The organism is Pseudomonas sp. VD-NE ins (genome assembly GCF_031882575.1).
Lineage (GTDB): Bacteria > Pseudomonadota > Gammaproteobacteria > Pseudomonadales > Pseudomonadaceae > Aquipseudomonas > Aquipseudomonas fluorescens_BZ.
This window is the reverse complement of record NZ_CP134772.1, coordinates 5,202,962-5,226,299: the sequence shown is the minus strand read 5'-3', so window position 1 is coordinate 5,226,299 and position 23,338 is coordinate 5,202,962. Positions and strand designations below refer to the sequence as shown.

The window sequence follows — 23,338 nt, the reverse complement described above, 5'->3', positions numbered from 1 at the left end:
AAGCTATTCGATAGCCTCGTACGGAAGTCCGACGTAATTTTCTGCAATGGTTTTTCGCCCTGCTTCTGAACTGACAAAGTAGTCCAGTTCCGAGGCGCTGATGCGCTGGCTGAACGCATCGTGATCATCGAAGTGGTGCAGCATCGAAGTCATCCACCAGGAAAAGCGCTCGGCTTTCCACACGCGGCGCAGGCAGATTTCCGAGTATTTCTCCAGCAGATCGGTGCGTCCGTCGCGATAAACCTTCAATAGAATATTGAACAGCGTACTGACGTCGCTGGCGGCGAGATTCAAACCCTTGGCGCCGGTCGGCGGAACGATATGCGCGGCGTCGCCGACGAGAAACATCCGTCCGTATTGCATGGGCTCGACGACGAAACTGCGCAGCGGCGCGATGCTTTTTTCAATCGACGGGCCGGTGACCAGTTTCTCGGCAAGCTCCACCGGCAGGCGTTTTTTCAATTCATCCCAAAAGCGCTGATCGCTCCAGTCATCGACATTTTCATCCGCCGGCACTTGCAGGTAATAGCGGGTGCGAGTTGCCGAACGCATGCTGCACAAGGCAAAGCCGCGTTCATGGCGGGCGTAGACCAACTCGTCATGCACCGGCGGCGTGTCGGCGAGAATCCCCAGCCAGCCAAACGGATAAACCCGCTCGAAGACTTTCAGGCTGTCGGCCGGAATCGCCTGCCGAGCGACACCGTGGAAACCGTCGCAACCGGCGATGTAATCGCAATCGACGCGAAAGGTTTCGCCGTCCTTTTCGAACGTGACAAAGGCTTCGTCGCTTTTCATGCCGTGAGGAACGACATTGCTCACCTGGTAAATCGTCGGCGCGCCGGCCTCCCGACGAGCGGCCATCAGGTCGCGGGTGACTTCGGTCTGGCCGTAGATCATGACGGTCTTGCCACCGGTCAGCGCGTGCAGATCGATGTGCACCTGACGTCCGTCCAAAGCCAGATCGAAACCGCCATGCACCAGCCCTTCGGCGTCCATGCGCTGATTCACACCAGCCTGACGCAACAGCTCTACCATGCCTTGTTCAAGCACACCGGCACGGATGCGGCCGAGCACATAATCGGGGGTCTGACGTTCGAGGATGAGGGTGTCGATGCCGGCGTTGTGCAACAACTGGCCGAGGAGCAATCCGGACGGACCGGCGCCGATAATGGCGACTTGGGTTTTCAGCGTTTTCATTGTTTTTATGACTCGCAAGCTTCACGCGGCCATGACCGGTGAATGATTTTTATGGATCGAGTGCTTGCATTTTTCCCTTGCGGGTCTGTCAATTGAAGGTGAAAACTGAGCCGATACCTGTACATTCTGCCAATCGGTGCGATTATCGCCCACAACCCCGAGGCCTGGATTGAAGTGATGAACAAGCCTGAGCTGCCTTCGATTCCAGTGTTCAAGCTCTACGGTGAAAGCCTGGACTGGCCGACCCCCGACTTGCTGCACTGTGAAACCATTTCCTCCCGCAGTCGCGAACATGAGTGGGAAATCAAACCCCACCGCCATGCTGATTTGTGCCAGTTACTCTTCGTCTTCAAAGGTCAGGCAGAGCTTGAGATCGAAGGGCAACGCACGCAACTCGAAACTCCGGCGATTCAAGTGCTGCCACCGTTGTCGGTGCACGGCTTTCGTTTTTCCGAAGACGTCGAAGGGTTCATCGTTACCCTCGCCACACCGCTGATCAACCACTTGCAGGCGCAACTGGGCGATTCGGTACATGCGCTGGCCAGCGCGGAAAACTACCCGGCAGGCAACGACGGCGATTACCTCAACAGCCTGTTCTCGGCGTTGCAGGCCGAATACAACGGTCATCAACCGGCGCGGGAAATGCTCATGCATTCGCTGGTCAGCGTGATCATGGTCTGGGTCAGCCGGCAGGCGATCGTGCGGCACAAAGCCAGTCAACGCCCGCAACGTCAGCGCGAATACCTCAATGGTTTCATTCAATTGGTCGAGGAGACTTATCGTCAGCACGTGAAGGTCGAGGACCTGGCCCATCGCCTGGGGATTTCGGTGTCGCACCTCAACGGCACGTGCCGTGAGCTGGCGGGACAGCCAGCATTGCAGATCATGCACGAGCGCCAGTTGCTGGAAGCCAAGCGCTTGCTGACCTACACCAGCATGACGATTTACGAGATGTCGGAGTTGTTGGGGTTTTCCGATCCGACCAACTTCACGCGCCTGTTCCGGCGCAGGGTGGGGATTTCACCAAAAGCTTTCCGCGACAGCCTCAAGGCCGAGCAATAACCTTCTAAGCGCTGCGGTCTACTGTGGGAGCGAGCCTGCTCGCGAATGCGGTGTGTCATTCAGCATCAATATTGACTGACACACCGCATTCGCGAGCAGGCTCGCTCCCACAGGATCACATTCCAGGCAGCTAAATCAGCGCAATGCGTTCAGCGTGGCATTGTGCGGAATGCACCGCTCTAAGTTGCAGCTCGCATACTCGCGCGGCAGCTGGCGCAGCTGTTCGACCCGCCAGGCAGCGGTGCCGTACAGCGCCAGCGTGGCGGCGCAGGTAATGAAAATCGCGAAGTACCTTCTTGTTTTGATGTTCATGGCGTTGACCTCTGAACGACATACCCTGCGGTATTACTTTCAGCATAGGTCAGGTAGGGGCAGCTGCAAGCTTGGAGTGGCAAGCGTCAAGATGAATTGCGGTGCAGCTAGCTCGCAGCTTGTGGCTTTACGCTTGACGCTGCTTCATCCCATTCGGGGTTTTCGGGGAACCTGAGCACCAGGAAATCCAGCATGCTGCGCAACGCCGCCGGCATGTGTTTGCGCGAGGCGTACACCGCGTAGATGCTCATCTGCCGCGGCTCCGCATGGGGCAGCAGGCGGACCAGTTCACCGCTGTGAATATGCACCCCGGCCTGATAGGTCGGCAGCATCGCCACCCCCGCGCCAGCCAGTGTCGCGCGCAATAACGTGCTGGCCTCGTTGGCGCTGATATTGCCCTGCACCGGCACTGAAACCGGTTCGCCATCCTCCTCGAAATGCCACAGGCTCTTGCCGAAATACGAGTGCGTCAGGCAGTTATGCCGACTCAATTCCTCGACCCGCAACGGCGCCGCTTGCTCCTGCAGATAAGTCGGCGCGGCGCAGACCACCGAACGACAAACGGTCAGGCGTCGGGCGATCAGGTTGGGGTCGAGATCGTTACTGGTACGAATCGCCAGATCGATGCGCTCATCCACCAGATTCACCGTGCGATCGAGCATTTGCAGATCGATGCTCACACCGGGATAACGCTTGACGTAGGCGGCCATCGCATCCGCCAGTTGGGCCTGGCCGAACGAGGTACTGACGCTGATCCGCAGCAGCCCGCGCGGGGCGTCGTGGGGTTCGCTGACGGCCGCCTGCATGTCCGTCGACAGTTCGAGCATCTGCCGACAGCGCGGCAGAATTTCACTGCCGGCAGCGGTCAGGCTCAACTTGCGCGTGGTGCGGTGCATCAGGCGTGCGCCGACCCAGTCTTCCAGCTCTGCCAGATAACGTGAAACCACCGGCCGCGAAAGATCCAGATGATCAGCCGCAGCCGACTGACTGCCCAGATCCACCACGGTGACAAATACCCGCATTGCTTGGAGACGATCCATGATTTGCCCGCTTTCAGAAACAAACTATGTTCAAGCATCGCATTTTTTGTACTGAGTCAGGCAACTAAGCTCTGTCCCATCGCCTGACACGGCATTCCGACACCGGAGCAACAGATGATCGGCTTCACCACACTCAAACGCGTTCTGCTCGCCACCGCTTCCCTGGGTTTCGCCGCGCATGCCGCCGCAGCCAACCTGACCCTCGACGTTTATAACCCGGGAACCAACGCGATTTTCCCGGTGACCTCGGTGCTGGTCAGCGGAGAGAAGGACGCGATCCTCGTCGATGCGCAATTCGGCAAATCCCAGGCTGAACAAGTCGTGGAGAAGATTCGCGCCAGCGGCAAGCACCTGACCACCATTTACATCAGCCATGGCGACCCGGATTACTACTTCGGCCTCGACACCCTGACTCAGGCGTTCCCTGACGCCAAGGTGCTGGCTTCGCAACCGACCGTCGATCACATCAACAAAACCGTCGCCGGCAAACTGGCTTTCTGGGGCCCGAAAATGGGCGCCGATGTGCCAGCGAAAACCATCGTGCCGGGCGTGCTCAAGGGCGACAGCCTGATGCTCGAAGGGCAGAAGTTGCAGGTAGTCGGCCTCGACGGCAAACAGCCGGACCGCAGCTTTGTGTGGATTCCGTCGCTCAAAGCCGTGGTCGGTGGCGTTGTCGTTGCCGAGAACATCCACGTATGGATGGCCGATACCCAGACCGCGCAATCCCACGCCGACTGGCTGGCAACCTTGCACTCGATCGAAACCCTCAAGCCGAACACCGTGGTGCCGGGTCACTACCTGGGCGACAGCAGCCGTTCACTGGCCAGCGTGAAATTCACCGCCGACTACATTAAGGCTTTCGACGTGGAAACCGCCAAGGCCAAAGACTCCACCGCACTGATCAAGGCCATGAAAAAGCGCTACCCGACACTCGGCGAAGAAAGCTCGCTGGAGCTGAGCGCGAAAGTCGCCAAGGGCGAAATGCAGTGGTAAGCCGATTCTGAAAAAAGCAGCACTCTCAAGCCAACTGGAGAATGTCATGAGCAAGATCGCAATCATTGGTGCCACCGGCCGCGCCGGTAGCCAACTGCTGGAAGAAGCCCTGCGTCGCGGCCATAGCGTCACCGCTATCGCCCGCGACACCTCGAAGATCGGCGCGCGTGCCGGTGTGGTCAGCAAGAATGTCGATGTGCTGGATTCAGCCGCGTTGCAAGACGCGGTGGTCGGTCACGAGGTGGTGATCACCGCTGCGCATTTCGATACCGTGCCGGCGGCGGCGATAGTCGGGCCGGTGAAGCAGGCTGGGGTGAAGCGTTTGCTGGTGGTCGGCGGTGCCGGTTCGCTGTTGCTGCCGGACGATACGCGAGTGATCGACAGCGTGGGTTTCCCGGCAGAGTACAAAGCTGAAGCCAGTGCCGGTGCGGCGTTTCTTGAGGCGTTGCGTCAGGAGCAGGATCTGGACTGGACCTTCCTGTCGCCGTCGGCAGAGTTTGTTGAAGGTGAGCGCAGTGGCAAGTTTCGTGTCGGCAAGGATCACTTGTTGGTGAGTGCTGAAGGGCGTAGCTGGATCACCTTTGCCGATTACGCGATTGCGCTGATCGACGAGGTGGAAACGCCGAAGCATTCGCGTCAGCGGTTTACTGTCGGGTATTGATATACAGCTTTACCCTCACCCCAGCCCTCCCGAAACGTCGGACCGCCCGGAGGGAGAGGGAGCCGACCGAGGTGTCTGGCGTTGTACATCGACCTGAGCGATCGAGTCGATTATGGATTCTGTACAGCATTTTCAGGTCGGCGTAACTCGACAAAACAACTCGGTCAGTCCCCTCTCCCTCTGGGAGAGGGTTAGGGTGAGGGGAAAAAGCCTCACCGCAAATGCGCCTGCTCAACCAACCAGATCATCAATTCCTCCAGCTGCGCCGATGGCTCGGTTCCCGCAGGCACCACCACGTAATACGCCAGCCCCGTCTTCACCTTCAACGCAAACGGCATCACCAGCCGCCCGGCGCGCAGGTCATCGCCGATCAACGACCAGTCACCAATCGCCACCCCCGTCCCGTGGGACGCCATCGACATCGCCTGATCCAGCGTCTCGAAATGCTGGCCCATGTTCACATTGTTCAATTGCAACTCGGCTGCCGTCAGCCACACCGTCCAGTCCTGGATATCGCGGGTCGGATGCAACAACAGATGCTGTTGCAGATCGGCCGGGTCGGACAATTCCGGTGGGCCTTTCAACAGGGCTGGTGAACAGACCGGGGTCAGCTGTTCATCGAACAGATGCAGCGCGGTCGAGGAGTTGTCCGGCGGCGCTCCATAGATCACCGCTGCGTCGAATTGCTCGCGCTGAAAATCCACGCCATGGGCGAGGGTGGTGGTCAGTTTGACCGGCACATCCGGGCGTTCCTTTTGCCATTGCAGCAGGCGGGGCACCAGCCAGCGCATCACACAACTGGGGGCTTTGAGTTGCAGGGTTTCGCGCTTGAGGCCGATCTGCTCGGTCGCTTCAGTGATCAGGCCGAAGACCTTTTCCACTCGCGGCAACCACTCACGACCTTCGGCCGTCAGCTCCAGACCACGGGCCAGGCGGATGAACAATTCATACCCCAGATGATCTTCCAGCCCGGCGATCTGCCGACTCACCGCGCCCTGGGTGATGTGCAACTGCTCGGCGGCCCGGGTGAAGTTGCAGCACTGCGCGGTGATCAGAAACGTGTGCAGGGCGGGCAGGGGAGGCAGTCGTTTCATGGGGATCCAAGGTATGACGTGAGGACATGGCTAGTATGACTTTTAATCGATTGTTGCCGCTACCTGCCGACCGTTCAATGAACCCATTGAAGGCCCGCATGGGCCTTGTGTCTCAGACGAACAAGAAGGGCAATGACATGGCGACGTGTGGCGAAGTACTGGTCAAGTTACTCGAAGGTTATGGGGTCGAGCAGGTGTTCGGCATTCCCGGGGTGCATACCGTGGAGCTGTATCGCGGGCTGGCCCGTTCGAGCATCAACCACGTCACTCCACGGCATGAGCAAGGCGCCGGTTTCATGGCCGACGGTTATGCGCGAACCAGCGGCAAACCGGGGGTGTGCTTCATTATCACCGGGCCGGGTATGACCAACATCACCACGGCGATGGGCCAGGCTTACGCCGACTCGATCCCGATGCTGGTGATTTCCAGCGTACAGACCCGCAATCAGTTGGGCGGCGGTCGCGGCAAGCTGCACGAGTTGCCGAACCAGAGCGCACTGGTCGCTGGCGTTGCGGCGTTCTCCCACACGCTGATGTCGGCGGCGGAATTGCCCGGCGTGCTCGCTCGCGCATTCGCCTTGTTCCAGGCCGGGCGTCCGCGCCCGGTGCACATCGAAATCCCGCTGGACGTCTTGGTTGAAGACGCCGATGCGCTGCTCGCCAGCATCCCGGTCCACATCGACCGCGCCGGTGCCGCCCCCGCTGCCGTGAGCCGCATGAGCGAGTTGCTGGCCGGTGCTCAACGGCCACTGATTCTCGCCGGTGGCGGTGCGATTGATGCCGCAGCAGAGCTTACCGAACTGGCCGAACTGCTCGACGCACCGGTGGCGCTGACCATCAATGCCAAGGGCATGTTGCCGTCGACGCATCCACTGCTGATCGGTTCAACGCAAAGCCTGGTTGCCACCCGCGCGCTGGTCGCCGATGCCGATGTGGTGTTGGCGATCGGCACCGAACTGGCGGAAACCGATTACGACGTGACCTTCGCCGGTGGTTTTGAGATTCCAGGCAAACTGCTGCGCATCGACATCGACGCCGATCAGACCGTGCGTAACTATCCGCCACACGTGGCATTGGTTGCCGATTCGCGCAACGCCGCTCAAGCGCTGCTCAGTGCCTTGTCGCACAAGGCGCTGGCCGAGCGCCGTAACGATTGGGGCCAGGTGCGCGCCGCGCGTTTGCGTGAGGACCTGGCCGCGAACTGGGATGCCCCGACGCTGGCGCAAACCCGCTTCCTCGAAACCGTGCTGCACGAATTACCGGACGCGGTGTTCGTCGGCGACTCCACGCAACCGGTGTACACCGGCAACCTCACCTTCAACCCGGAGCGTGCGCGTCGCTGGTTCAACTCATCGACCGGTTACGGCACCCTCGGCTATGCGTTGCCAGCCGCGATTGGCGCCTGGCTCGGTGGACAGCTCGACAAAGGCGCCCGCCCGCCAGTGGTGTGCCTGATCGGCGACGGAGGTCTGCAATTCACCCTGCCGGAACTGGCCAGCGCCGTCGAAGCGCGCACCCCGGTAATCGTTTTGTTGTGGAATAACCAGGGCTACGAAGAGATCAAGAAATACATGGTCAACCGCGCCATCGAGCCGGTCGGCGTCGACATCTACACCCCGGATTTCGTCGGAGTGGCCAAGGCCCTCGGTTGTGCCGCCGAAGCGATCAGCTCGGTAGAACAACTGCGCAGTGCACTGCGTGCCGCCACCGATCGCCAAGGCCCGACCGTGATCGAAATCGACCAGAACCAGTGGATGCAGGCGGTGGCCAAATGATCAATTTTCCAACCACACTCGACGGCCTCTACATCAACGGCCAATGGTCGGCCGGCCGCGAACATCTGCGCGTGATCAACCCGGCCACCGAAGCGCTGCTGACCACGGTCAATGGCGGTGACGAGCACGCGGTCGATCAAGCCGTCGCCGCTGCCACTGCCGCGTTCAAGGAATGGTCGCAAACCAGCGGTGCCGAGCGCGGCGCGATCCTGCGCAACATCGCCAATGGCGTGCGCAACGGTCGCGATCACTTGATCAACCTGCAATCGAGCAACAACGGCAAACCGCAGTTCGAAGCAGCCATCGACGTCGACGATGTGATCGCCACCTTCGAGTACTACGCCGAACTTGCCGAAGGCCTCGACGCGAAACAGGACTGCAACGTGCCGCTGCCCAGCGATGATTTCAGCGCACGCCTGCGCCGCGAGCCGTGCGGGGTGGTCGGGCTGATCGTGCCGTGGAATTTCCCCATGGTGACCACCGCGTGGAAACTCGCACCGGCCCTCGCCGCCGGTTGCTGCGTGGTGTTGAAACCGTCGGAAGTCACGCCGCTCCCGGAGCTGGAACTGGCGGCAATCATCGCTGAATCGGGTCTTCCCAAAGGCGTGTTGAACGTCGTCTGCGGCACCGGTCTGGCGGTAGGTGCGCCGCTGTCGGCGGATCCGCGCATCGCCAAGATTTCCTTCACCGGTAGTACCGCCGTCGGTGTCCAGGTGATGCAGCGCGCCGCCGAAACGGTGAAGGGCGTGAGTCTGGAACTGGGCGGAAAATCTTCGCTGCTGGTGCTCGAAGATGCCGATCTGGAACTGGCGGTAGAGTTGGCCTGCGGTGGCGGTTTCTTCAACGCCGGGCAGATGTGTTCGGCCACCAGCCGTGTACTGGTTGCCGATGAACTGGCGGACGAATTCCTCGAACGTTTGCACAAGCGTGCGCAAGCGATTCGCGTCGCCGACCCGTTCGACCCCGACGTGGAGATGGGCGCACTGGTCAATCAGGCGCAATACCAGCGTGTGCTCGGTCACATCGACCGTGGTTTGAGTGCCGGGGCGAAGCTGCTCTGCGGCGGTAATCGTCCGGCAGATTTGCCGCGCGGCTATTTTTTGCAGCCGACGGTGTTCACCGACGTGCCCCTCGACAGTGCGCTGTGGTGCGAAGAAATTTTCGGCCCGGTGCTGTGCGTGCGCCGTTTCAGCAGCGAAGCCGAAGCGATCGCCCTGGCCAACGACAGTCAGTTCGGCCTCGTCGCCAGTGTGGTGACGCGTAACGCCGAGACCGCTGAACGTGTCGCGAATGCCCTGCAGGCCGGGCTGGTGTGGCTCAACGCGCCGCAAGTGATCTTCCCGCAAACGGCGTGGGGCGGTTACAAGCAGAGCAGCATCGGCCGCGAGTTGGGGCCGTGGGGCTTGGCTGTGTTTCAGGAAATCAAACACGTGATCCGGGCGCTCTGAACGCCCGAAAAAGGTCAGCGCATGCCTCGCAACGAGGCATGCGTCGGCGTCATGGCTTCGATGAGTTTTTATCGATAGTCAGGTGTTTTGCACGACCTCAGGATGAACCCGTCGGCAGCGCTGCAGGCCTTTGAAAACAAGGCTTTCAGCGGACCCGGCCGCGCGGATGCAACGGTTGCGACCAACCTCATACTTAAAAGAACAAAGGGAGTCCGTCATGGGCGAGCACGATCTGAACAGGCGTCAATTCATTAAAACCGTCGGCGTCGCCTCGGTGGCGGCGGCCGCCCTGAGCATGCCCTTCATCCGGGCGAGCGCCAGCGACACGCGATTCGCTGGCAAGACCCTGCGTTTGCTGACCTGGTCGGATGACACCGGCCTCGCCGCACTGCGCAATATCGCCGCCACGTTCGAAGCCAAAACCGGCGCCAAAGTCATCGCCGACCGCACCGGCAGTACCTCGGAAATGGTCGCCAAACTCAAGGCCGGCGGTGATCGTCCGCAGTACGACATCATCACCCTGGCCGGTGTCGGCGCCGAAGGTCTGGCCGCTGCCGGACTGCTGGAAAAACCCGACCTCAACCGCATTCCCAACCTCGTCGACGTCCCGGAAAAATACCGCACTGGCGCCAATGGCCACGGCATCGGTTACCTGTTGTGGTGCAACAGTCTGGTCTACAGCACCCGCACCCAGAAAGAAGCGCCAACCAGTTACGCCGCGCTGTGGGACGCCGATCTGGCGCCGAATATTTTCCTGCCGCCACCGAACTGGACCGAAGCGATGGACCTGATCATCATCGCCGCGAAACTGGCCGGCGGTGACGAGCACAACATCGAGCCGGGCTTCAAGAAACTCGCCGAGCTCAAGGATCGCGTGGTGACGTTGGGTGAAAACCCGAACCAGATTGCCGAGCTGTTTCGCACCGGTTCGCTGGACATGGGCGGCTTGTACGCGCCGGCATTTTTCCCCAAGCAGATTCGCGATCCGAACTACGGTCTCGGTGCCACATTCGGCATGAAGGAAGGTTTCTACACCGACCTGATGCTCTCGGTGATGCCGAAGAACCGTCCGGGCGATACCGATCTGGCTTACGCCTTTATCGACCACTCACTCGACCCGCTGGTGCAGGGCAAGATGGCCGAAGACATCTTCAACGGCCCGGTCAACGCCAAGGCGATCATCTCCGCCGAAGCGCGCAAGAGCCCGTTCATCCTCACGCCGGAGCAGATTGCCGAGAAGGCGATCATGCACGACAACGCCTTCCTGGCCACCGTGCATGACCAATGGATTCGTCGCTATACGGAAATCTTTTCTTCCTGAGCCGAACACAAACCTTCAGAACACCACAAATCCCTTGTGGGAGCTGGCTTGCCAGCGATGACGGCCTACCTGTCGACAATCATGTCACTGACAGATTGCTATCGCTGGCAAGCCAGCTCCCACAGGGGCTCGGTGGTTTGGAGAGTTGTGTTCGTCAGTTGTTTTTCCATTGACGAGATCATTGCTATGGAACATCAATCCCTGACCCAACCGGTTGGCGCCGCTACCGTGCGCCCGGTGCGCGGTTTTTCACCGACCGCGCGGGCGTGGCTTTTCCTCTCGCCGTCGATGCTGTTTCTCGGCGTGCTCATCGCGGCGAGCCTGCTGGTGCTGCGCATGAGCGTCGGCACCAAAGGCGCCGAGTGGAGCGGTTTCAGCCTGGCCAGTTACGCCCAGTTGCTCGAACCCTATTACCTGAAATCCTTGCTGCTGACCTTGCGTCTGGCGTTGATCAGCGCGGTGATAGCCGTGGTGCTGGCGATCCCGGTGGCGTACACCATGTCGCGACTGACATCGCCGTTCCTGCGGCGGATTTTCCTCGCTGCGGTGCTGCTGCCGTTGCTGGTCAATCTGTTGCTGCAAAGCTACGGCTGGCTGGTGATCCTCGGCCCGGCGGGCATGCTCAATCAGGCGCTGATGGGACTCGGCCTGATCAAGCGGCCGATCATGTTGCTGTACAACCAGAACGGCGTGTTGATGGGCCTGGTGCAGACCGCGTTCCCGCTCGCCGTGCTGCCGATCGCCAGCGCCATGCGCGGTGTCGCCCGCACTTATGAGGAGGCCGCGGCGACCCTCGGCGCCAGCCGTTTTCAGGTGTTCCGCCAAGTGGTGCTGCCAATGAGTTTGCCGGGGATCATCACCGGCGCAACGTTGGTGTTCGCTTACAACGCCAGCAGCTTCGTAGTGCCGCTGCTGCTCGGTGGCCGTCGCGTACCGATGCTGGCGGTGATGGTGCATGACCAGATCGCCCCGCTGATGAACTGGCCTGCCGCGTCCGCTGCCGGCGTCGTGCTGATCATCACCACGCTGGCGATCATGACCTTGTCCGAATACATCACTGGCCGTCGTCGGCGTCTGCTGGAGGCTTCGCAATGAGTGCCCTGACCAACAAGCGCATGGCGCTGCTGCCCGGCGAAACCGGCAAATTCGCCGGCATCCTCTCCGGCTTCATTCTGCTGCTGGCGGTGTTGCCGATCCTGACCATGATCGTCATGTCGTTCAGCGGCGCGTCGAACCTCGACTTCCCGCCGAGCAGCTACAGCCTGCAATGGTACAAAGCCGCCTGGCACACCTTCGTGTCGCCGGACGCCAGTGATGTGCTCAGCCTCGGCCAGGCCATGGCCACCAGCCTGTTGGTGTCGTGCCTGACCATGGTCTTCGCCACGCTGATTGCGGTGCCCGCCGCTTATGCGCTGACCCGTTGCGAGTTCCGGGGCAAAGCCGTGGCGCTGCAATTGATGTCGCTGCCGCTGGTGTTTCCGATGGTGGTGTTGGGTCTGGCGTTGTTGTTGGTGTTCGACAGCCTGCCGTTCCACATGACCACCTCGCGACTGGTGATTGCCCACGTGATTCTAGCGCTGCCGTTTGTGGTGAAGAACTGCACGGCGGCGATGCTTTCAATCGGCAGCGAAGTCGAGGAAGCGGCGCGGATGCTTGGCGCTTCGCCGCTGCGGGCCATCGTTGATGTGGTGGTGCCTTTGATGAAGTCGGGGATTCTGGCCGGCATGCTGCTGGCGTTCATCGTCTCGTTCAACGAATTCACCGTGACCTATTTCCTCTACACCATCGACGTCATGACCGTGCCGATCTGGATGTACAGCCGCACCGTGTCGTCGCTCGACCCTACCGTGTTCTCGTTTGCCGTGCTGATCGTGCTGATCGACTTCGTCCTGATCTGGGCGCTGGAGAAGCTGGTGGGCGAGGGCGGCGTTTCCTTTTGATTTGAGGTGCAACATGACTGGTCTGATTCTGGAAAACGTCAAGAAATTCTACGGCTCGGCATGCGCGGTACAAGACGTCAACCTGCATTTGCCGGAAGGCAAACTGGTGTGTTTTCTCGGCCCGTCCGGCTGCGGCAAAACTACTTTGCTGCGGATGATTGCCGGGCTGGAAACCCTCAGCGCTGGCGAGATACGCCTGGATGGCGAAGACATCGGTCAGACCCCGGCGCACCTGCGCAACTTCGGTATGGTCTTTCAGTCGCTGGCGCTGTTTCCGCACATGACGGTCGGCGAGAACATCGCCTACCCGCTGAAGTTGCGCGGCGTCAGCAAGGCTGATCAACACAAGCGCGTGGTGGAGTTGCTGGAACTGATCCAGTTGCAGGCGATGATCGATCGTCCGGTGGCGAAGCTCTCCGGTGGGCAAAGGCAACGCGTGGCGATTGCCCGGGCGATCGCTTCGCACCCGAAAATCCTTCTGCTTGATGAGCCGCTGTCGGCGCTCGACGCCAAATTGCGCGAGTCGATGCAGGTGGAAATCCGTCAGTTGCAACAGCGCCTGAACATCACCACGATCATGGTCACCCACGATCAGCGCGAAGCCATGACCATGGCCGATATCGTCGTGGTGCTGGGCGAGCACAAGGTGCAGCAGGTCGGTACGCCGATTGAAATCTATCGGCATCCGGCCAATGAGTTTGTCGCTGACTTCATTGGTTCGGGCAACATCTTCCCGGCCACGGCACTGGGCGATGGCAAGGTCAGCCTGCCGGGCGGTGATGCGCTTCAAGTGCCGATCTGTAGCAGCATTGTCGTCGGGCAAAAAGTGAAGATGCTGATTCGCCCGGAAGACCTGCAACTGTCGGCAGCGCAAGCGACGGCGGGGAATCGGTTGCTGGGCAAGGTGACGTTTGTGCGCGATATCGGCGCGACCATCGAGACCACGGTGGAGTGTTCCGGGGTGACGTTTACCGCGTTGAGCACGCCGTGTCAGGGGATCGGGTTGGGGATTGGGCATCCGGTGTCGGTGACGTTGCCGGTGGAGGCTTGTCGGGTGTTGGGGGCTTAGGAACCCTCACCCCAGCCCTCCCGAAACGTCGGACCGCCCGGGGGGAGAGGGGGCCGACCGAGGTGTCTGGCGCTATCCATCGACCTGAGATATCGAGTCGATTATGGATTCGGCAAAGCACTTTCAGGTCGGCGTACTTCTTCAATATCTCCCATTCAGTCCCCTCTCCCTCCGGGAGAGGGTTAGGGTGAGGGGCTTCTAAACGGTCACACCGAAAGCCGCAACCGCGCCAAATCCCTTAACGGCGGCGCACCAAACAACCGACTGTATTCCCGGCTGAACTGCGACGGACTTTCATACCCCACCCGATACCCCGCCGCCGAAGCCTCCAGCCCTTCCGCCAACATCAACCGCCGCGCCTCTTGCAGGCGCAACTGCTTCTGATACTGCAGCGGACTCATCGCCGTCATCGCCTTGAAGCGGTGATGCAAAGTCGACACGCTGAGGTTCACTTCTTTCGCCAAATCATCAATGCGCAGCGGCTGCTCGAAGTTGCCGTTGAGCCATTTGATCGCCTGGCTGATGCGATGGCTCTGACTGTTGGCAATCGCGATTTCATACAAGCGATGCCCCTGCGGGCTGCGCAGCAGGCGATAGAGAATCTCCCGGCGAATCAGCGGCGCGAGCATGGCGATGTCTTTCGGTGCATCGAGCAATCGGGCCAGACGCAACACGGCATCGAGCATGGAGCTGTCGATCTGCTCGACATACAAACCGCGCCCGGTCGGCCGGGTCGGCACGCCCATTGGACCGGCGTCAGCGATCAGCGCGGTGATTTCGGTCGGGTCGATGTCCAGGCGCACGGCGAGGATCGGATCCTCCGGCGAGACGTTGACCACGCGCCCGCTGAGCGGCATCGAAACCGACACCACCAGATAATTCAGCGGGTCGTAATTGAAGTATTCATCGGCCAGGCGCACCTCTTTGCGTCCCTGCGCCATGATGCACAGCGCCGGTTGCGCGAGCACCGGGGCAAAGTCGTGGGATTTTGTGTGGCGCGACATGAACAGCGAGCCGATGGCGGTCTCGTAGCTGCCATCGTCGGTGGTGTTGCGGCGGATGATCGCCGCCAGTTCCGCGCGCTGTTTTTCCATGTCAGCGGTGGGTTCGGCTTGAAAACGATCGAATGACGTCATGCACGGCATCCTCGGCAGGGGGGGTGGAATGGAGCAGAGCATATGTTTGTGCAAGCGCCAGCGGTAGACACATCCTGCGAAATGCTTGCCTGATTCTGCCCCGGGGTGTTTCCGCGCCTGTCGCGATCCAACCCTGTAGGAGCTGCCGAAGGCTGCGATCTGTTGATCTTTAAAGCAAAATCAAAAGATCGCAGCCTTCGGCAGCTCCTACACAAAACGCGTATGACAGACGTGTTGCGCAGGTTTACAGGTTGTTACAGCTTCTGTGTGCAGTCTCGCAGGATTGTGCAACGCGGCGACAGGAATCGACTAACGGCGCCCGGCGCGAGGCCCTTAACCTTTGATCCTGTCGCAGCCCGTCCCCCGGCTGCCACGCGACTCCCTGGGAGGGTTGAACATGTCCAAGCAGATTCCCGTCAGTCATATGGCCTTCGTTCGAGCGCGCGCCGGGCGTTCGGCGGAACTCGGTGTGCGCCTGAGCGCGTTGATCGAGCCGTCCCGCGCCGCCCCCGGTTGCCTGAGCTTTGCCTTGCAGCATTCGCAGTGTGATTCCGAGCTGTGGCTGGTCTCCGGGTTCTGGAGCAGCCAGCAAATGATGACCAACTATTTCAACAGTCCGTCGATGGAAATCTTCGCCGAGCTGGTGCAGGAACTGGTGGTCAACAGCCTCGACTTCCACACCTTCAAGGACGTGTCGGCGGCGCAAGCCCTCGGCCAATGCCCGGCGCCGGTACACAAACTCGTCGGTTGAGGGTTTAATGTCCGGCTTAATTTGTCTGAGCCGGGATGTGTGACATGGCACGTAAAGAGTTTGAGCACTTCGAAGCAGTTTCCGCAGTCGTCCCCGTCGAGTTGGGCGGCAACAAGGGCTATCACGCGGCAATCGCGGTCAAGGCCCTGGTCGATGGCGGCGCACCACGCTTTCACAAACTGCTGAATGATCAGATCTTCCCCGGCGCCATTGCCGCCGATGAAGCGGCGATCAATGAACTGGATAACCTCAAGGGCGTCACTGACGACGCCGAGTTGATCTGGTAACGCGTTACCTGGTTGCGCCCGGACGCCACATCTTGAACAGGGCCTCAGGCCCCAGCTGGAAATAATCCGCCGGCCCGCCGCCGCGCAGAATCGGTTCTGCCGCGGCGGTGTCGTAGATGCCGTCCTTCAACAGCCACTTGGCGATATGCACGGCGACCACTTCGCCGAGGATCAGCCAGCTCGGCACTGTCTCGCCATCGGCGCGCTGCAACTGAATGATCTGCGTGACCTTGCACTCGAAGGACACCGGACTTTCGGCGACCCGTGGCACCGAAATCACCTTTGACGCCACTGTCGTCAATCCCGCCAATTCGAATTCATTGACCTCAGGCGCGACCATCGCGCAGCTCTGGTTCATCTGCTCGGCCAACGGGCGGGTGGCAAGGTTCCAGACGAATTCGCCGGTCTGCTCGATGTTGTTCAGGCTGTCTTTGCGCCCGACGCTGGAAAAACCAATGATCGGCGGAATGTAGTTGAAGGCGTTGAAGAAACTGTACGGCGCCAGGTTCAAGCGGCCGTTGGCATCCTGTGAAGAAATCCAGCCGATCGGGCGCGGACCAACAATGGCGTTGAACGGATCGTGGGGCAGACGGTGGCCGTTGGCGGGTTCGTAGAAGTGGATGTCATCGGGCATGTCTGAAGTTCCTGGAGGGCATGAGTCAGTGGGCAATAGTGCAAGTGCCGTCAAACAATTTCCAGTCAGTCACTGATATTCCATCCAATGGAAAACCTGTGGGAGCTGGCTTGCCAGCGATGGCGGCCTGTCAGTCGACAATGACTTTGAATGACAAAATGTCATCGCTGGCAAGCCAGCTCCCACAGGTTTTTGTGTCGGTTTTATAAAAAATGTCATGCCCCAGAAATGACTAAGCCCGGCCAAGGCCGGGCTGTGGGAGGACTGCGGATACTTAGCTGATGGCAGCGGCGGTGCCGGTTTTATCGAAGCCGTCAGCAGCGACCGTTTTACCCAGGTTGGTCTTGTCGAAACCATCAGCAGCAACCGCTTTACCAATGTTGGTTTTATCAAAACCGTCAGCGGCATAGGTACCGGTGTGGCTGGTTTCGATCGCGGCGCTGGCGCCGTTGATGAAGTCGGCGGATTTGGTGCGATCCGAGCCGTCGGCAGCAAAGGTGTTGGCGGCCAGTACGGACAGGGTCAGGGCGAGGATCAGTTTGGTTTTCATGGTGGTTACTCCAGATTCGTTGGCGGTATGTCTTGCATGGGTTGAATGCTACGCCAACTAAATTGATTAAAAAGCGCAAATTAATGCTAAAAACAATCGATTAACTTGATATTAAGGGCGACGCATTCAATTCGCTTTCGTCGTCGGAGCGAGCGTCGCGCGGGTCATCGATCAGGTGATTGCAGAATGAAGGGGCAGCATTAATTAGCGATTAATCGCTGTTTTTACGTGTGTGACAGTTTTTTCATACTTTACCGACCGCTTTTTCACCGTTGCAACGCCAGTCTGCCCGTGGCCAGAAAACCAAGAACCGGCCGTCTCACACTGGAGCGTTGCCTGCGATGAATAAACTGCCTCAAATCACCCTGGCCTTCTGGGTCATGAAAATCTGCGCGACGACCCTGGGGGAAACCGCGGGCGATTTGCTGTCGATGACCCTTAACGTCGGCTATGCCATGAGCTCGCTGATTCTGATCAGCGTGTTTGTGCTGACGCTGATCACGCAGTTGATGGCCAAGACTTACAAGCCTTTGCTGTACTGGCTGGTGATCCTGTCGACCAGCACCGCCGGCACGACCATGTCGGACTTCATGGATCGCACCCTCGGACTGGGTTACGCCACCGGCTCGATGATCCTTATCGCGATACTGTTGGCGATCTTTGCCGCGTGGCGCCTGAGCGGTGACTCGCTCAACGTCAGCAAGGTGCAGACCTTCCGCGGCGAGATGTTCTACTGGATGGCGATTCTGTTTTCCAACACCCTCGGCACCGCGCTGGGCGACTACCTGGCCGACGATTCAGGGCTGGGTTTTGCCGGTGGCGCGCTGCTGATCGGCTCGACCATCGCGGCAGTCGTGTTGCTGAAATACTTCACCAGGATTTCCACAGTGGTGCTGTTCTGGGTGGCGTTCGTGCTGACCCGGCCGTTTGGCGCGACCTTAGGCGACTTGATGACCAAGCCCCATGAGAAGGGCGGGCTGGACTTCGGCACCATCGGTTCATCGGCGGTGCTGGCGGGGATTCTGCTGGTGATGATTGTCGGTGCTTCGTATGCGCAGAAGCGTTTCGGCAAGCCGCAGGTTGCCGAGTTGACCTGATACCGAGTTGCCCCAATCGCTGGCAAGCCAGCTCCCACAATGACAGCGCCGTTCACAGACCTTGTGTACGACGCGAAACTTGTGGGAGCTGGCTTGCCAGCGATTGGGGCCAGAACAGCCACCGTTGCAGTGGCTGTGAAAACCCGATCAGTCAGTGACGATGCGCGAATGCTTCTGGGTGTCCTTCATGGTGATGTACACCAGCAACGACACCGCGATGCACGCCGTCACATACCAGTAGTAACCGGTTTCCATGCCGATGCTCTTGAACCACAGCGCGATGTATTCAGCGGTGCCGCCGAAGATCGACACGGTCAGTGCGTACGGCAGGCCGACGCCGAGGGCGCGGATTTCGGTCGGGAACAATTCGGCTTTCACCACCGCGTTGATCGAGGTGTAGCCGCTGACGATGATCAGCGCCGCCATGATCAGGAAGAACGCGCCCCACCAGGTTTGAATGGTGTGCAGGGTCATCAGGATCGGCACAGTGAAGATCGTCCCCAGCACGCCGAAGGCGATCAGGATCGGACGACGACCGATCTTGTCCGACAGGCCACCGATGATCGGTTGCAGGCACATGAACAGGAACAGCGTGGCGGCAGAAATGGTGGTCGAGTCGGAGATGCTCATGCCGACGGTGTTCACCAGATATTTCTGCATGTAGGTGGTGTAGGTGTAAAACGCCAGGGTGCCGCCCATGGTCAGACCGACCACGGTCAACAGCTCTTTGGGGTGGCGCATCAAGGTGCGCATCGCGCTTTCCTTGGACTTTTCTTTCTTGGTGAACGACTCGGTTTCTTCCATGCCGCGACGCAGGTACAGCGCCACGACCGCACACAGCGCGCCGATGGCGAACGGAATACGCCAGCCCCACGCGTACAGCTGTTCAGTGGTCAGCACGTTCTGCAGCACGATCAGCACGCCGAGCGCGATGAGCTGGCCGGAGATCAGGGTCACGTACTGGAAGCTGGAGAAGAAGCCGCGACGTTCCTTGGTCGCCATCTCCGAGAGATAGGTCGCCGAGGTGCCGTATTCGCCACCGACCGACAGGCCTTGCAGCAGTCGGGCGAACACCAGCAGGATCGGTGCGCCGATGCCGATGGTTTCGTAGTTCGGGCTGAGGGCGATCAGCAGCGAGCCGAAGCACATCAGGTAGACCGAGGCCATCAGGGCTTTTTTACGGCCGACCTTGTCGGCGTACATGCCCATCAGCCAGCCACCGATCGGGCGCATCAGAAAGCCGACGGCGAAAATCGCAGCGGTGTTCATCAGTTGGGCAGTGGTGGAACCGGCAGGGAAAAAGGTTTTCGCGAAGTACAGGGAGAAGGCGGCATACACATACCAGTCGTACCACTCGACCATGTTGCCGACGGAACCGCTGAAGATCGATTTGATCCGGCTGGCGGTGGTTCTTTCTTTGGCGGGCACGGCAGCCGACCCAAGTGGCAGGGCGTTGGAGTTATCCATTGAAGGATCCTTCGTTTAATTGTTTTTGTGGAGCGCGTTGGAACGCAGCCTGCGAGGGCTATAGCAGGAGGTGTGCCAACGGGGAGAGGGCCGGTTTAGAGGGGGGGACGGGATTGGGTGGGCGGATTTGTGCCGATGGAATTGATCTTGTGAGCGGATTTCCGCTTATTGGGGTGAAAGTCAAAAGCCCCTCACCCTAGCCCTCTCCCAGAGGGAGAGGGGACCGACCGAGTGGATTGTCCGAGGTGCACCGACCTGAGACATTGAGTCGAACTCAGGTTTTGAATGGCACGAAGATCGGCTCCCTTTCCCCTCTACCCCTTGGGGGCGGTCCGACGTTTCGGGAGGGCTGGGGTGAGGGGGAAAAGATCTCAGCCACACAGAAGATCCCAAGCCCGACTCACTCGCTCAGAAACATCTCCCGACTCAACCCATGCCGCTGCAGCTTTTCATTGAACGTACGGCGCGGCAGTTGCAACTCTTCAAGCACCGCTTTCACATCGCCCTTGTGCCGGGTCAGCGCTGCACGCAAACACTGCGCCTCAAACGCCTCCTGTTGCGCCGCCAGCGATTGCCCCGGGTCAATCCCCGGTGCCGGCTCATCCAGACCCAACACCTGGCGCTCAGCAACGTTGGCCAGTTCGCGGACATTGCCCGGCCAGTCGTGGCTGAGCAGATGACTCAATTGCGCGCCACTCAAGGGTGGAAAGGTGCGGCCCAAGCGTTCAGCGGCATGGTGAGCGAAGGTTTCGAACAACAGCGGAATGTCTTCGCGGCGATCGCGCAACGGCGGCAAACGCAGTTCGGCGACGTTCAGGCGATAGGCCAGATCCTCGCGAAAACGTCCGGCCCGAGCCTCGTCGAGCAGATCCGGTTTGGTCGCCGCGACAATCCGCAGATCGACACGAATGCTCTGGTTCGAACCCAGCCGTTCAAGCTTCTGCTCCTGCAACACCCGCAGCAGTTTCACCTGTTGCGCCAGCGGCATGCTTTCGATTTCGTCGAGAAACAAGGTGCCGCCATCGGCGTATTCCAGCTTGCCGATGCGCTTGCCCGAGGCGCCGGTAAACGCGCCGCTTTCATGACCGAACAACTCGGCCTCGAACAATTGCTCAGGAATCGCCGCGCAGTTCAGCGCCACGAACGGCTTGGCCGCGCGCGGGCCGAAATCATGCAGGCAACGCGCAACCAATTCCTTGCCGCTGCCGGTTTCGCCACGGATCAGCACGTTGACTGGCAACGCCGCCAGGTCCAGCACCTGCCGACGCAGCGTCTGCAAACCACGGGACACGCCGAGCAACGTCGCATCAAGTTTGGCGCGGTTGTCGGCCTGCTCGTGCAGCGCACGGTTTTCCAGAATCAGCCGGCGTTTGTCCAGCGCCCGACGCAAGCTGCCGAGCAGGGTTTCCGGGCTGAACGGTTTTTCCAGAAAGTCGTAGGCGCCGTCGCGCATCGCCTCGACCGCCATCGGTACGTCGCCATGGCCGGTGAGCAGAATCACCGGCAGATCAGCGTCGCGTTTCTGCACCTCGGCCAATAATGCCAGGCCGCCCATGCCGGGCATGCGCACGTCGCTGAGGATCACCCCGGCAAAGTGTGCGGGCAGGGCGGCGAGGCATTCTTCGGCGCGGCTGAACAATTGCACCTCGAAGCCGGACAGGCTCAGCCACTGCTCGACGGCGCTGCGAATGCTGCTTTCGTCATCGACCACCATCACCGAATTGAGCATCAGATGTGTGCCTCCAGATCGATCGGCAAAGTCAGGCTGAACACCGCGCCGCTGTCGCCATTTTCAGCACTCAGACGGCCGCCGGATTCGTGCACGATAGCGAAGGATACCGCCAAGCCGAGGCCCAGGCCGTCACCCACCGGTTTAGTGGTGAAGAACGGATCGAACACCTGGCCCAAATGGTCTTCGGCGATGCCGCCGCCATTGTCGCTGACGCTCAGGCGCCACAGTTGCTCATCGGCTTCCAGACGGATTTCGAGGCGCTTGCAGGGTTTGCCCTGCATCGCATCGAGGGCGTTGCGCAGCAGGTTGATCAGCACCTGTTCGAGACGAATCGCATCACCGCGTACCCACGCCGGACGCGTCAGGTGCAGCACCAGACTGACCTGCTCGTCGCGCAGCCGCGCATCGAGCAACTGCAACGACTGATCAACTACCGTCGCCAGATCCAGCCGCTCACGCAAGCCGCTGGGGCTTTTGCGCGCGAAAGTCTTGAGGTGGCCGGTGAGGGCGGCCATGCGCGTGAGCATTTCGTCTACCGGTTTCAAGGCTTTATAAGCATCGTCGACCCGGCCATGGTCGAGCAGCAGGCGCAGGGTCGCCAGTTGCATGCGCTGAGCGGTCAGCGGCTGATTGATTTCATGGGCCAGCGCGGCGGACATCTGGCCGAGCGCGGCGAGTTTGGCTGATTGCACCAGGCCGTCCTGCGCGGTGCGCAAGTCGCGGGTGCGCTCTTCCACCAACTGTTCCAGTTCCTCACGGTTGCGCTGGCGGATTTTCGACAGGCGCCAGCGCTGGTTGAGAAACAGCAACAGAAATACCAGCGCCAGCCACACCCCGGCGGCGGCCAGCCCGGCGTTGCGCAGGTCTTCAAACGCTACTTGCGGGTGGCGTAACAGGTGCAGGGTCCAGCCTTCGGCGCTCAGGGGCAGCGATTCCCATAGATAATCCGCCGTGCCTTGCGGGCCTTCGACGCGGCGCAGGTCGCTGTTGTCATCGAAGCGGCGCAGCGATAAATGCGTCAAGGGCAGCAGCGATTGCTTGTCGTACTGGCGGGTGGCTTTGATTTCATCCATGTCGCGGGCGCTCAATGGCCGCAGCGCGCGATAGCGCCAGCCGGGCTGGTTGGCGATGAAGATGATCCCGCGCGCATCGCTGACCAGCAGGGTGTCATTGCCCTGACTCCACTCGCGTTCCAGCTCGGGGAATTCCAGCTTGACCACCATCGCACCAAGGAACTCGTCGTTGTCGCCGAGCACCGCGCTGGAGAGGAAGTAACCGGGAATTCCGCTGGTCACGCCCACCGCATAAAAACGCCCGGTGCCCTGGGTGCGGGTCTGGCTGAAGTAGGGACGAAAACCGTAATTGTGGCCGACGTAACTGCTCGGCAGACGCCAGTTGCTCGCCGCCACGGCGAGGCCTGTGTGGTCGAGCAGTTCAAGGGTCGAGGATTGCGCCGCGCCGTTGATCTTTTCCAGTTTCAGGTTCAGCGCCGCCTGTTCGTCGGCGTCGACCGGCCCGGCCAGTGCCGAGCGCAATTGCGGGTCCAGCGCCAGCACGGCGGGCAGGGCGCGGTAGCGATCGATCAGGGTGTGCAGGGAATTGGCGTACAACGCCAGTTGCTGGTTGGCGCGAGCGGCGTCTTCCTCCAGCGCCTGACGTTCGGCGTGGCGGATCGCAAGCGTGGCGGCAAGCGCTGCGCCGGCGATGATCAGCAAGGTATACAACGACAGACGCAAGGTACGGGAAGTCGGCAGCATGCTGGGCGAACGGGT

22 protein-coding genes are annotated in these 23,338 nt (G+C 60.4%); 12 read left to right on the top strand and 10 right to left on the bottom strand.

The genetic code is table 11. From position 1 onward, the window contains the following. Positions 1-3 precede the first annotated feature (3 nt). On the bottom strand, positions 4-1,197 hold the full coding sequence (gene pobA, locus RMV17_RS23265) for a 4-hydroxybenzoate 3-monooxygenase (protein WP_311882839.1): 1,194 nt from the start codon (positions 1,195-1,197) through the stop codon (positions 4-6). A gap of 177 nt (positions 1,198-1,374) precedes the next feature. Here pobA and RMV17_RS23260 point away from each other — a divergent pair, with 177 nt between their 5' ends. After that, positions 1,375-2,259 (top strand): helix-turn-helix domain-containing protein, encoded by an 885-nt coding sequence (locus RMV17_RS23260; RefSeq protein WP_034153474.1) that lies wholly within the window; start codon positions 1,375-1,377, stop codon positions 2,257-2,259. Positions 2,260-2,394: 135 nt separating this feature from the next. Here RMV17_RS23260 and RMV17_RS23250 read toward each other — a convergent pair whose 3' ends face one another. Together RMV17_RS23250 and RMV17_RS23245 are read right to left on the bottom strand one after the other, a co-directional pair. After that, positions 2,395-2,571 (bottom strand): hypothetical protein, encoded by a 177-nt coding sequence (locus tag RMV17_RS23250; RefSeq protein WP_178087384.1) that lies wholly within the window; start codon positions 2,569-2,571, stop codon positions 2,395-2,397. A gap of 107 nt (positions 2,572-2,678) precedes the next feature. Next, a complete protein-coding gene (locus RMV17_RS23245) occupies positions 2,679-3,611 on the bottom strand; it encodes a LysR family transcriptional regulator (RefSeq protein ID WP_080762014.1) in 933 nt (310 codons plus the stop codon). Between the two features lie 114 nt (positions 3,612-3,725). On the opposite strand from RMV17_RS23245, the gene RMV17_RS23240 reads away from it, so the two are divergent. Both RMV17_RS23240 and RMV17_RS23235 read left to right on the top strand, forming a co-directional pair. Further along, entirely contained in the window at positions 3,726-4,604 is an 879-nt protein-coding gene (locus RMV17_RS23240) for an MBL fold metallo-hydrolase (RefSeq protein ID WP_311882833.1), read from the top strand. A 46-nt stretch (positions 4,605-4,650) separates the two neighbouring features. Beyond that, positions 4,651-5,265 (top strand): NAD(P)-dependent oxidoreductase, encoded by a 615-nt coding sequence (locus RMV17_RS23235; RefSeq protein ID WP_311882831.1) that lies wholly within the window; start codon positions 4,651-4,653, stop codon positions 5,263-5,265. Positions 5,266-5,477: 212 nt separating this feature from the next. Here RMV17_RS23235 and RMV17_RS23230 read toward each other — a convergent pair whose 3' ends face one another. Next, complete coding sequence (locus tag RMV17_RS23230; protein WP_311882829.1) at positions 5,478-6,359, bottom strand: LysR substrate-binding domain-containing protein; 882 nt, start codon at positions 6,357-6,359, stop codon at positions 5,478-5,480. 137 nt (positions 6,360-6,496) lie between these two features. Here RMV17_RS23230 and RMV17_RS23225 point away from each other — a divergent pair, with 137 nt between their 5' ends. The 6 genes from RMV17_RS23225 (at position 6,497) to RMV17_RS23200 (ending at position 13,912) form a co-directional block, all read left to right on the top strand. After that, the gene (locus tag RMV17_RS23225) at positions 6,497-8,134 is read left to right on the top strand and encodes a 5-guanidino-2-oxopentanoate decarboxylase (protein WP_311887083.1); all 1,638 of its coding nucleotides are present in this window, start codon (positions 6,497-6,499) and stop codon (positions 8,132-8,134) included. Further along, entirely contained in the window at positions 8,134-9,582 is a 1,449-nt protein-coding gene (locus RMV17_RS23220; RefSeq protein WP_311887082.1) for an aldehyde dehydrogenase family protein, read from the top strand. Before RMV17_RS23225 ends, RMV17_RS23220 begins: the two co-directional genes overlap by 1 nt. Positions 9,583-9,799: 217 nt before the next feature. Then, the gene (locus RMV17_RS23215; RefSeq protein WP_242210021.1) at positions 9,800-10,903 is read left to right on the top strand and encodes an ABC transporter substrate-binding protein; all 1,104 of its coding nucleotides are present in this window, start codon (positions 9,800-9,802) and stop codon (positions 10,901-10,903) included. A gap of 186 nt (positions 10,904-11,089) precedes the next feature. Then, entirely contained in the window at positions 11,090-11,998 is a 909-nt protein-coding gene (locus RMV17_RS23210) for an ABC transporter permease (RefSeq protein ID WP_311882823.1), read from the top strand. Next, entirely contained in the window at positions 11,995-12,843 is an 849-nt protein-coding gene (locus RMV17_RS23205; protein ID WP_311882821.1) for an ABC transporter permease, read from the top strand. Before RMV17_RS23210 ends, RMV17_RS23205 begins: the two co-directional genes overlap by 4 nt. Before the next feature lie 13 nt (positions 12,844-12,856). After that, complete coding sequence (locus RMV17_RS23200; RefSeq protein ID WP_311882818.1) at positions 12,857-13,912, top strand: ABC transporter ATP-binding protein; 1,056 nt, start codon at positions 12,857-12,859, stop codon at positions 13,910-13,912. Between the two features lie 206 nt (positions 13,913-14,118). Here the strand turns inward: RMV17_RS23200 and RMV17_RS23195 are convergent, their stop codons facing one another. Continuing rightward, a complete protein-coding gene (locus RMV17_RS23195; protein WP_034153465.1) occupies positions 14,119-15,048 on the bottom strand; it encodes an AraC family transcriptional regulator in 930 nt (309 codons plus the stop codon). A gap of 397 nt (positions 15,049-15,445) precedes the next feature. Between RMV17_RS23195 and RMV17_RS23190 the strand changes: the two genes are divergently transcribed. Beyond that, the gene (locus RMV17_RS23190) at positions 15,446-15,799 is read left to right on the top strand and encodes an antibiotic biosynthesis monooxygenase family protein (RefSeq protein WP_108225541.1); all 354 of its coding nucleotides are present in this window, start codon (positions 15,446-15,448) and stop codon (positions 15,797-15,799) included. Between the two features lie 44 nt (positions 15,800-15,843). After that, complete coding sequence (locus tag RMV17_RS23185) at positions 15,844-16,086, top strand: hypothetical protein (protein ID WP_077574323.1); 243 nt, start codon at positions 15,844-15,846, stop codon at positions 16,084-16,086. 4 nt (positions 16,087-16,090) lie between these two features. Here RMV17_RS23185 and RMV17_RS23180 read toward each other — a convergent pair whose 3' ends face one another. Further along, positions 16,091-16,720: a flavin reductase family protein gene (locus RMV17_RS23180; protein WP_311882813.1), complete on the bottom strand. Its 630-nt coding sequence runs from the start codon at positions 16,718-16,720 to the stop codon at positions 16,091-16,093. A 274-nt stretch (positions 16,721-16,994) separates the two neighbouring features. Next, positions 16,995-17,270: a hypothetical protein gene (locus RMV17_RS23175; RefSeq protein WP_034153461.1), complete on the bottom strand. Its 276-nt coding sequence runs from the start codon at positions 17,268-17,270 to the stop codon at positions 16,995-16,997. Positions 17,271-17,611: 341 nt separating this feature from the next. Between RMV17_RS23175 and RMV17_RS23170 the strand changes: the two genes are divergently transcribed. Continuing rightward, entirely contained in the window at positions 17,612-18,367 is a 756-nt protein-coding gene (locus tag RMV17_RS23170; protein WP_311882810.1) for a hypothetical protein, read from the top strand. A gap of 147 nt (positions 18,368-18,514) precedes the next feature. Here RMV17_RS23170 and RMV17_RS23165 read toward each other — a convergent pair whose 3' ends face one another. The 3 genes from RMV17_RS23165 to RMV17_RS23155 form a co-directional block, all read right to left on the bottom strand. Then, positions 18,515-19,834 (bottom strand): MFS transporter, encoded by a 1,320-nt coding sequence (locus RMV17_RS23165; protein WP_007912608.1) that lies wholly within the window; start codon positions 19,832-19,834, stop codon positions 18,515-18,517. Between the two features lie 400 nt (positions 19,835-20,234). Then, a complete protein-coding gene (locus RMV17_RS23160) occupies positions 20,235-21,563 on the bottom strand; it encodes a sigma-54 dependent transcriptional regulator (RefSeq protein WP_311882806.1) in 1,329 nt (442 codons plus the stop codon). Continuing rightward, on the bottom strand, positions 21,563-23,323 hold the full coding sequence (locus RMV17_RS23155) for an ATP-binding protein (RefSeq protein WP_311882804.1): 1,761 nt from the start codon (positions 23,321-23,323) through the stop codon (positions 21,563-21,565). Before RMV17_RS23155 ends, RMV17_RS23160 begins: the two co-directional genes overlap by 1 nt. Positions 23,324-23,338 lie beyond the last annotated feature (15 nt).